Below are 11,904 nucleotides of genomic sequence, written 5' to 3' on the forward strand. Positions count from 1 at the left end.
TTGGAAGTAGTGACGCATACTCTTCGCACTCGCGTGGCGACATCTACGTGGCAGAACGTGGGAAGATGAAAGTACCCGACGAAGCGAGGAACCATGCCCACCCCAACCATCCCAACGCTCACACTGCCAACCGGAGCGCCTATTCCGCAGTTCGGTTTTGGCACGTACAAAGTGACTGAGGGCGTCTATGAAGCGGTGTCAAACGCGCTGGAGCTGGGGTATCGGCACATTGATACGGCTCAGATGTACGGCAATGAGCCAGAGGTTGGGCGTGCGATCGCAGATTCTAAGATCCCGCGCGAGGAACTGTTCATCACGTCGAAGTTGAACAACACGAACCATGAGCCTGACGTTGCGCGCGCAACTTTCGCTCAGACTTTGGAAGATCTGCGTACTGACTACGTGGATTTGTTCCTCATCCACTGGCCTTTACCCACGCTGTACGACGGAAATGTTGCCCTGCCGTGGAGTGCGCTGGAAGAGTTCTACGCTGATGGTCGTGCGCGCGCGATCGGCCTGTCGAACTACGAAATCGCGCATATCCAGGCGGTTCTCGACGTGGCGACGGTGGCTCCGCATGTTCTGCAGGTGGAGGCTCACCCCTTCCTCCCCAACAACGAGTTGCGCCAGTTCGCGCGCGATCACTCCATGGTGGTGGAAGCCTGGTCTCCGTTGGCACGAGGCCGCGCCCCCTTTGACGAAACCTTGGCCATGATTGGTGCGCGGATCGGGGTCAGCGCCGCTCAGGTAGCACTGCGGTGGGCGTTGCAACGCGGAGACGTGATCTTCCCGAAGTCGGTGACACCATCGCGTCAGGCGCAGAACCTCGATGTCTTTTCCTTCACGTTGTCGGACGAGGACATGACAGCCATCGACGCCCTAGACGAGGGCGAGGCAGGGCGCACCGGTTCGAACCCGAATACAATGAATAGGCTCTGACTAGCACTTTTACCGGCTCCTCTTCTTCAGCCCCCACCGCGCTTGTTCACCGTCAGCACGGGCGATCGCGTGCACATAGAAGAGGGAAGCGAGCGCGAAACGGCCCATGAAACGCTCAAGGATGTCCAGCATAAGATGACGCCTTTTACTCACACGTGCTGAGCGATAGCATCTACGTCATGACTGAAACCCATGCTCTCGACCAAATTCTTGCCACGCTGGATCCGACAAACGCCGGCGAATACGTTTTCGCCATCGTTGACGAGGTCCCAGCAGGCACCCACCCCTTCGCCGTCATTCGTGATGAGGACAAGCTGACCGCTGTTCTTCCCGTTGACGAAGCCGAAGCGGCCGGTCTTCCGACCGAAAAGCGCTACGCTCACATCTTCCTCGGCCTGCAGGCTGACCTTGATTCGATCGGTATTACCGCGACAATCGCACAGATCCTGTCGGCTCGTTCGATTGCAGCGAACCCGATCGCCTGCGCTCGTCACGACCACTTCTTCGTCCAGGCAGATCGTGCGCAGGAAGCTGCCGCTCTGATCGCTGATCTGGGTAAGAACGCTCGCGGATGGCTACCGAACGCCTGACGTTCACGTAGCATGTGCGCCATTTAATGTCGGCGAGAACCTTTCGAGGTTCTCGCCGATTGCGTTTTACCAGCCGAGCCCAAACAACCGCGCTTGTTCACCACCTGACCCGTCCGTCCACTGGCCCGACACCAGTACTTGCGCTGGTCAGACCCCATTGCGCGTGTTGGGCATGATCGCACCCCTGCCCGTATCGAATGCAAAGAATCGTTCACCGACTCTGGGAGAACGTGCATTTGGCAGGTAGAATTAACCCCATGGCAAAGGAGCTTTCTCGAACCGACCGTGCCATCGTGCGTTTAGCCGATGGCACGGTAAAGCAGCAGAACCTTCTCACAGGAACCGAGGTGTGGACCGTGCCTGGACGCGGTCACCGCCCGCTATCGGTTCCCCCAGCTCATCCAATGCCCATCGATCACGATCAGGATGGATGCCACTGCGCCTTCTGCGATCGGCGTTATCTTGAGACTCCGCCGGAAAAGTCCCGTTTGGTGCGTGACCAGGCCGGAAACTGGAGTGAACTGACCGGACTTCCCGCTGACCAGCTTTCCACGACGACAGCGGAGTTCCGTCGCATCCCGAACCTGTTCGAGATCGTGTCCTACAACTACTGGCATCTGAACCACGGCCACGTTCCCAGCGAAGCTGAACACCGTCGTATGGCGGAATACCTAGCATCCTCCGAAGGCTACGACCATGTGATGCGCGTGGTGCACGCCCGCCTGTCGGCTTCAGGTGTCAGCGATGGCGAAATCGACGCAATGTCAGATTCTGACAAGCTACAACAGGCGAATGGCTTCTTCTCCGGCGGTCACGACCTGATCGTTGCCCGACGCCACTACATCGATGGCGCGAAAGACACAACGCAGCTTGCTGCTTCAGGCACAATGACTCCCGAAGAGCACTTCCAGTACACGGCGTTCACAACGCGCACGATGGCGGACCTGTACACCCTTGACCCGAATGTTCGCTACGTCGCTGCATTTCAGAATTGGTTGAAGCCCGCGGGAGCCTCGTTCGACCACCTGCACAAGCAGTTGGTGGCAATCGACGACTTCTCGGTGCAGACGGAAGCCGAACTGAACCGCCTGCGCTCCCAGCCGGATATTTACGACGACATTCTGACCGTCGCCGCCACGCGCAAACTGCTGATTGCGCAGAACGACCATGCGATCGCGATGGCGGGCTTCGGACATCGTTTCCCGGGCGTCGCTATTTGGCCCCTGCATTCTCCGCGCAACCCGTGGGAAGCTTCCGAAGAGCAGCTTCGCGCCGTGTCCGACCTGTTGCACGCGGTTCACGCTGCGACCGGCGCCGATGTTCCCTGCAACGAAGAGTGGTACCATCGTCCGCCCACGGTTCGCACGCCGATGCGGTGGAGGATCTTGCTCAAGTGGCGCATTTCGACGCTGGCAGGTTTCGAGGGCGGCACACGCATTTACCTCAATACACTTGACCCGTGGCACGTGGTCGAACGCTTGGTTCCGCGCCTGGAGGAAATGCGTGCAGCAGGCACGATCGCTCCGATGAAGATCGGCGCGGAATGTCGCGTGATCCCACAGATGCTGGCTGACTGACGTTCAGCCCGCGAGCGCGCTCCTCCACTGGTCGAGCGCCCACGTCGTGGCGTTGGAGGCCGGCTCGTTGACGGTGATGGCATCGTCTTGAGGGGTCATAAACCAGCTGGCCGGAGTGTTTTCGCCGGCGCTTTCTTCCAGCGGGTAGACGACTCCGTCCTGCGCTAGCGCGTGTTGCCCGTCGAAGCTCAAGAGCCACGCGGCTAGGGAGCGGACACCGTCAAGCTGGGTGGTCTGCGCGCTGGGCGCAATGTACAGGTATCGGGTGACACAGCTGCTTCCCATTGCGACGCCTTGGGATTCGATGCCGGTGTTCGACGTTGTGCGAGCAAGTTCGCGCATGGGGCCGACCATGTAGGGCAGTCGTTTCGCGGGTGCGACGACCGTTTGGGCTCCACTGAGTTCTGTGGCGTCTTTTTGTGCTTCAACTCCGCCCGTGAGCGAGGTTCCTGTCCATGTGGCTAAGGCGGCCTCGTCGTTTTCGATCATCACCGAAGCGGCTTTGAGCGCGCCCACCCACTGGCCGAATCCTTCGCCGTAGGAGGTGGCGACGCCGTCGATGAACGCTCGCCCGATGTCGGATGACACGGGGTCGGGGACAATCAGCGAGGCCGCATCACCGGGATTGCGTAGCGTTTCGAGTCCACTTGGGAGGGCATATCCGTTGACGCTCATCCAGGCTTTGTCGATGAGGACGCACACGTCGTTGCGCCCGTACGCCAACGCCGAGGCGGTTGCGGCTACTTCGGTGCCCGGGGTTGGCGTCAGAGAGAAGAGTGCGTCCGTCGCCAGTTGTGCTGAAGAATTCACGAGGCTCGGCCTGTCGATTCCGAGCACTGCATCGATGTGCTGGCCATCGAGAGCGAAGGCGGAATCAATCACCTGTTGCGCGACGTCGTAGCCGGTTGCTTGGTGGAACGCCTCAATAACTGAGTCGGGAAGTTTTTCTGCCTGAGTGACACCGATGGTGATAGTGCCTGTTCCTTTGGACGGTTCGGGGGCGCCAAGGGTGGAGGCGTTCTCGGACTGCTGGCCGGATGTGGAGTCGGACGAGTGTGGAGATGAGCCGATCGGTCGCGAGAACGGGTCGGTTCCTGAGCCGATGGACGAAGAGCATGCGCTCAGCGCCATGCACATCACGACAATTGCGACGGATGTGGGCATTACGCGACGCAGGTTCACTTTAAGCTCCTCGGATCTGGATCCCAACACCCCAAGTCTACGGCTCGCGTGTGGAATCGTGGCACTCGGGTGCACTCTTCACGTGTCGTGGGGCATGATTGAAGCAGGAATTTACCGCACGTGGTGTGTTGTCGACAGAATTGGAGTGTCCCATGGAGGATTTCGGCTGGAAGATTGCAAGCGCTGGAGCGATGGCTCTTTCTGCTCTTGCCGCAGGAAAGGTCACTGAGCTCGGCTGGAAGCTGGTGACGGGACACGATATTCCGCGTGAAGACGATGACGAGGCCGCGATGGTGTCGCTGGTTCTCTTCGCCGCTACGTCGGCGGCGATCGTAGCGGTTGCTCAGCGTTATGCTCTGCGAGGCGCCAAGAAGTGGTACGGTCCGCGCGCTCCTCAGATTGAGGACTGACAGCTCTTTTTCAGACGCTGAATCTGAGCGCTTCGGCGTGATCACTCGGGCGTGGCTCTGGACTTGATGTCCCCTTTGACTCAGCCGTGATTGCTACAGCGCGGAGTCGCGATCAGCTTTCAACCCCGGAATAACGGGGAAGAACGTGGTCAGGTCAGTGCGCTCACCGGTCGCCTGAACGCGCCCATCCCCTGTTGCTTCGTCCCAGGTAATGATGCCTGTGGCCAGTTGTAACCACACCTGCATAGTCGTTTCGACGACTGCGGGTGGCGTCCCACGACGATGCGTTGTACCCGTAATAATCTGAACCGCGCCCGCAGGTGGGACACGCACCTCGACCGAACGGCCGGGGTGTAAAACTGCGAGTTCCTCAAGAGTGAAACGCACCGCTGTTAAAAGAATGGCACGTTTCGTTTCATCCCGCTCACGCATCCACGTGCGCAGAGCATTCATGCCCTGATCGGTTGGAATCTTCCGGTTAGCCATAGTGCAATCGTAGTCGCCCGGCATTTTCGGGGCTGAATGCGGGTAGACCCCTATATCTTTATTCGCTACTCTCAGACAGGCTAGACACGTAAAGTCGCTCATAGAGTGCCCATCGATGATGCGGGGCTAAAGCTTCGCTCCTCATTTATTAAGGAGATGCATGAACCAGGCAGGCTCTGTTGAGCGCCCAAGCGACGCTGAAAAGCCAGCAGGCACTATGCCTCCATGCGCCTCGTACACTCCTTCAGCTGTCGATAGACTCTTCATCCCCGCAAGTGTCGCCGATATTCCCGAGGCCTCGCGCTACTGCTGGGATGCCGACGTTCTGCTGGAACTGTCAGGCGCTGATCGTATTGGTGAAATCAGCGCACGTCGTACGCAGTTCTTCGATGACCTTGGCGATTTAGCCGATGAGGTAACAGACTCGTTCTTTTCCCTTGACTCCTGGGGACATGCGTTCGGTCACCGACTGCGTGAAGCTGTCGAACGGCGTCAGACGTTGTGGCTGGGAATCTTGCCCGCGCACCTGTTAGAGAAGCTCCGTACTTTTGCTGGCGACCCCGCGCTTGTTCGAGTTGCGGGCGTTCCGTTGGACGACGGATCTTTGCCGGTTGCTATCAACCCGATTGCTCTGATCAATCAGTGGAAGACGTCTGAGGTCACTCGCCGGTATCTGCAGCGTGTTCTTACGGGCGCGGATTCTCTCCGCGCGACGAGAACCGCCATCCATGCCTTGCGGGAGGCTGGCGTGGCTTTCCGTGACCGCTCATTCGCTATTCGAATGATGGTCAATCCGACGTTCTTGGCGTACCTGGTTGTGTTCGTCTACTCGTCACTGCGGGCACTACCGGTTGCTTTTGTTCCGGGGTTCCACGGGAAAGTCTGGGTTCTCTGGTCGATCGACATGATCACCGCTATTCCCTACACATGGGGCGTTCTGGCGATGGTTGCTGGTCGCACGTTCTTTAAACGCGTCATGGGGTTGATTGTCACTATCGTGACCTTCGTGTCCCCCTACGTGTATTTCTGGATGCACGGGCGTCACTATCCACCAATGGTGATCGTGTTCGTCGCCGCGATGATTATTGGCGCCATCGCGTTAGAAGGATTCCGCTGGTGGCGCGACCGCGTCGTGAAACGCACGCTTGTGAATTCGGTGAGTTAAAGCGTCACTCGGCTGATCTCACTGCCCTGAAGTCACTTCGCAGAAACGGCGGGCCCCTGATAGGTGCGCACGAACCCGGTGAAGAGGAACCACGCGGATGAAATCCAGAAGATGATGTTCGCCCACATCGGGATAGTGGGGAAGACTGCGACCATGAAACAGGTGACGGCAATCCAGATGACTGTGACGATGATGTTCGAGGTGCGGTTCTTCTCTACTCGCATCGGATGCGTGAAATAGAGGGGAACCAAGGTCAATACCGCCAGCATCAGCGTTGTCACGACGTTCATCCACGCCGGCGACTGGGTAATGTACATCGTCACGGCAACGATGTTCCAGGCTGCGGGGAAGCCGACGAAGTAGTTGTCGCTCGACTTTTCCCCATCGTTGGCGTAGCAGAACACCGAGGACACGGTTGCGACGATCGCCATCAGCATCGCAACCCACTTCGGACCAAACGGCAGGTAAAGGTACATGAATACTGCCGGCAGGAACGTCCACGTGATGTAGTCGATGATGTTATCCAGAACCGACCCGTCGAACCACGGGATCACTTGGCGTACGCAGGCTTTACGTGCACACGTGCCATCCACGCCGTCGACGATCATGGAGATGCCCAGCCATAGCCACATCAGTTTGATCTGACCTTCAACAAGCGCGACGGCCGCGAGGCAGGCAAAGACAAGGCCCGACATGGTCAGACCATGAACTGCCCAAGCTGCGATAACTCGTTTAATACCAGCGGGTCCACATTCGCCTGTTGTGGGAGTTGGGGCAGGTAATGAAGAATCATTGTGATCGGAATTCTCCGCCGTATTCGTCATACCAGTGGTCACGTCATGCTCCAGTCAGTCGTTTTTGGGATGAACTGGAACCAGTTTCACCCTTCACGTCGACAAAGTGTAGCGATCACGCCGGTGTTCAGGGAAGAATCAGGGCTACCCCCAAAACGAATCATAAGCAAGGCGAGACTCTCGTCTCTTTTCTCATTCATTCCTCGCGATGCTCACTGTCGGTGTTAGTCCGGGCACCATCGCATTAACGGTATACCAATACAACACAGACCCGGGGTGGGTGCGGTTTGTGCACCCACCCCGGGCCGTATGAGTTCAGTCGTATTTCAGAATCGGTCTCGCAGGGCAGCTTCTGACTGAGCGCGAAGGTCGTCCAGGTCGGCGATCCAACCAACAGACTCTCCCGAGTCAGCGAGCAGATCAGAGCCGTGAAGAACCAGCATGTCACCACCGGTCGTACCGATGCGAGCAAAGTCAATGCCTTCTGCCTGGCAGGCAGCGTAGACCGCGTCAAGTGCACCTTCAGGAACGGCGATGATCGCTCGTGCCTGCGACTCGGAGAAGAGCATGTCGAAGTCGCTCAGACCGTTCTGACCCTGTGCACCGGTCAGGTCGAAGGCACCGCCAATTCCGAAGCGGAGCACCGAATCAACGAGAGCCTGTGCCAAGCCACCGTTCGACAGGTCGTGTGCCGAGCGGATCAGCGGGCGACCATCCGGACCATCGGCCTCGGACAGGGCACGGACCACGTTGCCGAGGGCAACTTCAGCCTTCAGATCCACCTTCGGCGGGCGACCGCCCAGGTGATCGTGGCAGATACGTGCCCACGCGGAACCGTCGAGTTCCTCTTGAGTCTGGCCGAGCAGAATGACTGCCAGGCCTTCCTCGGTGAAGCCGGACGGGTTCGCGCGCGTCACGTCCTTCATGATGCCGAGCATACCCACAACCGGCGTCGGGTTAATCGACGAGGTCGGAAGGTTCTTCTCGGTACCGGATGAGTTGTAGAGTGACACGTTACCGCCGGTGACGGGCACGCCCAATTCGATGCAGCCGTCGGCCAGACCCGTCATTGCAGTAACCAGCTGCCACATGGCGTCGGTGTCTTCGGGGTTACCGAAATTGAGGCAGTCGGTAATCGCGACCGGTTCGGCACCAACGATGGCGACGTTTCGGTAGGATTCCGCGAGTGCTTGTAGCGCACCTTCACGAGGATCGAGCTTCGTATACCAGCCGTTTGCGTCGGTGGCCAGGGCAACGCCGAGACCGGTTTCTTCGTCGACGCGGATAACGCCGGCATCATCGGGCTGAGCAAGAGCGGTGTTGCCCTGCACGTAGCGGTCATACTGGTCGGTGACCCAAGCCTTAGAGGCTTGGTTAACGTTGGAGATCACCGCGTTGATATCCGCGAGCAGTTCTCCACCAGTTTCGGGACGCTTCAGGGATGCGGACGTGTTCGCCTGCAGTTCGTCCTGCCATGCTGGGCGGGCGTAGGGACGGTCGTAGACCGGGCCGTCATGGGCAACGGTCTTCGGGTCAACGTCGACGATGCGGTGTCCGAAGTGGTCGATGGTCAGGCGACCGTCACCGGTCAGCGTGCCAATGATCGACGCCTCGACGTCCCACTTGTTGATGATCTCGAAGAAACGTTCCTTATCTTCGGGGGTCACGATCGCCATCATGCGTTCCTGCGACTCGGACATCAGGATTTCGCCTGCGGTCAGGGTCGGGTCACGCAACAGCACGTTCTCAAGGTCGACGTGCATACCAGAATCGCCGTTAGAGGCCAGCTCGGAGGTGGCGCAGGAAATACCTGCGGCGCCGAGGTCCTGGATACCCTGAACGACGTCCGCTTTGAACAGGTCGAGGCAACATTCGATGAGGACCTTCTCCATGAAGGGGTCACCGACCTGCACGGAGGGACGCTTGGCGGGCATGCCGTCTTCGAAGGTTTCGGACGCCAGAATCGATGCGCCACCGATGCCGTCACCGCCGGTGCGCGCGCCGAAGAGGACAACCAGGTTGCCTTCACCGGTTGCGTTTGCCAGGTGAATGTCGTCGTGACGCAGGGTACCGACGCAGAGTGCATTGACCAGCGGGTTGCCCTGGTAGGACGGGTCAAATTCAGTTTCACCACCGATATTCGGCAGGCCGAGGCAGTTGCCGTAGCCACCCACGCCGGAAACCACACCGTGAACGACGCGCGGGGTATCCGGGTGGTCAACCGCGCCGAAACGTAGCTGATCCATGACGGCGACCGGGCGCGCGCCCATGGAGATAATGTCGCGGACAATACCGCCGACGCCGGTTGCAGCACCCTGGTAGGGCTCAACGAACGACGGATGGTTGTGCGACTCAACCTTAAAGGTAACCGCCCACCCGTTACCGATGTCGACGACGCCAGCGTTCTGCCCCATGCCGACCAACAGGTGGCGCTTCATTTCTTCGGTGGTGCGCTCGCCGAACTGCTCAGCGAGGTGCTTCTTCGATGACTTGTAGCTGCAGTGCTCTGACCACATGACGGAGTACATCGCCAGCTCAGCGTTCGTGGGGCGACGACCTAATATCTCGCAGATCTTGGCGTATTCGTCTTCCTTCAGGCCCAGTTCTTTCCAGGGCATATCTTTCGTGGGGGTTGCGGCCGCATCTTCTGTCGTATCCGGCAATTCCCGAGGATTCTCTGCTTTGACCTTCGCGGTCATACCTGCTCCATTCGTTACGCACGTTTCGGTTCGCGTCTATGAACGTTTCGTGAAAAATTCAGCGGGCGCGGCCTCGTATCTATTCACGAGGCCACACGTCGGATTACCCCACTAATCCCATCAGGGCGGACTGGAAGATCTTCAGGCCTTCGGTACCACCGTGTCCGGAGTGCACGCCATCCTTCGTGGCCAGCGGACCAAAGCCCGCTTCGGTCGCGTGTTCGGGGTGTGGCATCAGACCAACGACATTGCCCGCAGCATTTGTCACGCCAGCAATATCGTCCGCGGAACCATTCGGGTTCAGGCCGATGTAGCGGAAGACGATGTGGCCTTCACCTTCGAGACGCTCCAGCTCAGCCGGGGAGGCTTGGAAGTTGCCTTCACCGTTCTTCAGCGGAACCGTGAAGTGCTCGCCAGCGCTAAACGCACGTGTCCACGCGGTATCGGCGTTTTCGACGCGCAGTTCCTGGTCGCGGCAGAAGAACTTCTGATGATCGTTACGGATCAGAGCGCCGGGAAGCAGGTGCGCTTCGCAGAGAACCTGGAAGCCATTGCAGATGCCAAGAACGGGCATACCCTTACCGGCTGCCTCGACAATTTCACCCATCACGGGAGCAGTCGCAGCAATTGCGCCACACCGCAGGTAGTCGCCGTAGGAGAAACCACCGGGGATGACGACCGCGTCAACGCTGTGCAGGTCGGCATCCTTATGCCAGAGAGCGACGGGCTCGCCACCGGCAAGGCGGACGGCGCGCGCAGCATCCCGGTCATCCAAGGTGCCCGGGAAGGTAACAACACCAATGCGGGTCACTTGGTGGCCTCGCCTTCATCCAGCGCCTCGACGCGGACGACATCTTCGATGATCGGGTTCGACAGAACCTCTTCAGCTGCCTTGCGGGCATCCGCGAGAAGTTCCTCGGTGACCGGGCCGTCAACCGTCAGGTGGAAGCACTTGCCCTGGCGAACAGAAGCAAAGCTTGTGATTCCAAGCCTCGGAAGTGCAGATCCCACTGCCTTACCCTGGGGATCCAGGATTTCCGGCTTCGGCATCACTTCCACGATGATTCGCCCCACGGCGTCCTCCTATTGTGCGTGCGGAATTTCCGCGTGTTGGGTGACGGGCTTGACCCGCTTAATTGGTGGTGATGGTTATAGTGTCGGTTCTTCGCCGGTCAGGCGAACAAACGCTTCGATGTAACGGTCGCGAGTTGCGGTCACAACGGATTCTGGAAGGACGGGCGGATTTTCTCCCGACTTCTTGTCCCATCCGGATTCGGCGCTGGTCAGCCAGTCGCGAACGTACTGTTTATCGAAGCTCGGGGTGATCTGGCCGGGCTGCCACTGGTCGGCGGGCCAGAATCGCGAGGAATCAGGGGTCAGGATTTCGTCGCCCAGGACCAGGTTGCCTGTTGCGGGATCCAGCCCGAATTCAAACTTGGTGTCGGCGATGATGACACCGCGCTCGGCAGCGATTTCGCGAGCACCTTCATACAGGGCGATAGAAACGTCGCGCAGGCGAGACGCAAGTTCTTCGCCGACCATTTCAGCTGCGCGTCCGAAGGAAATGTTCTCGTCGTGATCGCCCAGTTCCGCCTTGGCAGCGGGAGTAAAGATCGGGGTTTCGAGGCGCGAGGCTTCAACCAGACCCTCGGGAAGAGCGATATCGCAAACGGTGCCCGACTCTTTGTATTCGACCAAGCCGGAACCCGTCAGGTATCCGCGAACGACGCACTCGATCGGAATCATATTCAGAGCCTTGGCAACCACTGATCGACCGACGAGGGGAGCCGGAACGCTCAAAGGATCTGTGGCATCAGTTTCAGCAGTGATGACATGGTTTTCAATCACGTCGCGTAGCTGTTCCATCCACCAGAGAGCAAGCTGGTTCAGCACCTTGCCCTTTCCGGGGATTTCCGACGGCAGAATGTAGTCGTAAGCGCTGATGCGGTCCGAGGTCACCAGAAGAAGACGGTCAGGTGTTTCCTGATCGGCGGGCGCGTAGATGTCACGCACCTTGCCGGAGGACACATGTTTCCATCCTGGAAGTTCCATAGCAGCCATT

General features: G+C 58.9%; 13 protein-coding genes. 5 read left to right on the forward strand and 8 right to left on the reverse strand.

From position 1 onward, the window contains the following. Positions 1-93 precede the first annotated feature (93 nt). Complete coding sequence (locus tag QP381_RS07160) at positions 94-939, forward strand: aldo/keto reductase (protein WP_103632477.1); 846 nt, start codon at positions 94-96, stop codon at positions 937-939. A 9-nt stretch (positions 940-948) separates the two neighbouring features. Here the strand turns inward: QP381_RS07160 and QP381_RS07165 are convergent, their stop codons facing one another. Continuing rightward, positions 949-1,071 (reverse strand): hypothetical protein, encoded by a 123-nt coding sequence (locus tag QP381_RS07165; protein ID WP_285068195.1) that lies wholly within the window; start codon positions 1,069-1,071, stop codon positions 949-951. Positions 1,072-1,118: 47 nt separating this feature from the next. Between QP381_RS07165 and QP381_RS07170 the strand changes: the two genes are divergently transcribed. Continuing rightward, on the forward strand, positions 1,119-1,529 hold the full coding sequence (locus QP381_RS07170; protein ID WP_040318393.1) for an ACT domain-containing protein: 411 nt from the start codon (positions 1,119-1,121) through the stop codon (positions 1,527-1,529). A 257-nt stretch (positions 1,530-1,786) separates the two neighbouring features. Further along, complete coding sequence (locus QP381_RS07175) at positions 1,787-3,106, forward strand: DUF4921 family protein (RefSeq protein WP_285068196.1); 1,320 nt, start codon at positions 1,787-1,789, stop codon at positions 3,104-3,106. 3 nt (positions 3,107-3,109) lie between these two features. Here the strand turns inward: QP381_RS07175 and QP381_RS07180 are convergent, their stop codons facing one another. After that, positions 3,110-4,288 (reverse strand): hypothetical protein, encoded by a 1,179-nt coding sequence (locus QP381_RS07180; protein WP_285068197.1) that lies wholly within the window; start codon positions 4,286-4,288, stop codon positions 3,110-3,112. 152 nt (positions 4,289-4,440) lie between these two features. Between QP381_RS07180 and QP381_RS07185 the strand changes: the two genes are divergently transcribed. Next, the gene (locus QP381_RS07185) at positions 4,441-4,698 is read left to right on the forward strand and encodes a DUF4235 domain-containing protein (RefSeq protein ID WP_006680292.1); all 258 of its coding nucleotides are present in this window, start codon (positions 4,441-4,443) and stop codon (positions 4,696-4,698) included. Between the two features lie 93 nt (positions 4,699-4,791). Here QP381_RS07185 and QP381_RS07190 read toward each other — a convergent pair whose 3' ends face one another. Beyond that, complete coding sequence (locus QP381_RS07190; protein WP_040318326.1) at positions 4,792-5,184, reverse strand: sterol carrier family protein; 393 nt, start codon at positions 5,182-5,184, stop codon at positions 4,792-4,794. A 160-nt stretch (positions 5,185-5,344) separates the two neighbouring features. On the opposite strand from QP381_RS07190, the gene QP381_RS07195 reads away from it, so the two are divergent. Next, complete coding sequence (locus QP381_RS07195) at positions 5,345-6,349, forward strand: hypothetical protein (RefSeq protein WP_006680294.1); 1,005 nt, start codon at positions 5,345-5,347, stop codon at positions 6,347-6,349. Between the two features lie 32 nt (positions 6,350-6,381). Here QP381_RS07195 and QP381_RS07200 read toward each other — a convergent pair whose 3' ends face one another. The 5 genes from QP381_RS07200 to QP381_RS07220 all read right to left on the reverse strand — a co-directional run bounded on the left by QP381_RS07200 (position 6,382) and on the right by QP381_RS07220 (position 11,903). Continuing rightward, entirely contained in the window at positions 6,382-7,185 is an 804-nt protein-coding gene (locus QP381_RS07200) for a CDP-alcohol phosphatidyltransferase family protein (protein ID WP_006680295.1), read from the reverse strand. A gap of 284 nt (positions 7,186-7,469) precedes the next feature. Further along, positions 7,470-9,842 carry a phosphoribosylformylglycinamidine synthase subunit PurL gene (gene purL, locus QP381_RS07205; RefSeq protein ID WP_006680296.1) on the reverse strand — a complete coding sequence of 791 codons (2,373 nt, stop codon included), beginning with the start codon at positions 9,840-9,842 and terminating at the stop codon, positions 7,470-7,472. 103 nt (positions 9,843-9,945) lie between these two features. Next, positions 9,946-10,653, reverse strand: a complete 708-nt coding sequence (purQ, locus tag QP381_RS07210; protein WP_006680297.1) for a phosphoribosylformylglycinamidine synthase subunit PurQ — start codon at positions 10,651-10,653, stop codon at positions 9,946-9,948. Continuing rightward, on the reverse strand, positions 10,650-10,916 hold the full coding sequence (gene purS / locus QP381_RS07215) for a phosphoribosylformylglycinamidine synthase subunit PurS (RefSeq protein WP_006680298.1): 267 nt from the start codon (positions 10,914-10,916) through the stop codon (positions 10,650-10,652). The genes purQ and purS overlap by 4 nt, the downstream gene beginning before the upstream one ends. A 75-nt stretch (positions 10,917-10,991) precedes the next feature. Then, positions 10,992-11,903 (reverse strand): phosphoribosylaminoimidazolesuccinocarboxamide synthase, encoded by a 912-nt coding sequence (locus QP381_RS07220; RefSeq protein WP_006680299.1) that lies wholly within the window; start codon positions 11,901-11,903, stop codon positions 10,992-10,994. Position 11,904: the final 1 nt, after the last annotated feature.

Origin of the sequence: Pauljensenia sp. UMB6358 (assembly GCF_030216865.1) — a bacterium.
Taxonomy (GTDB): domain Bacteria; phylum Actinomycetota; class Actinomycetes; order Actinomycetales; family Actinomycetaceae; genus Pauljensenia; species Pauljensenia turicensis_A.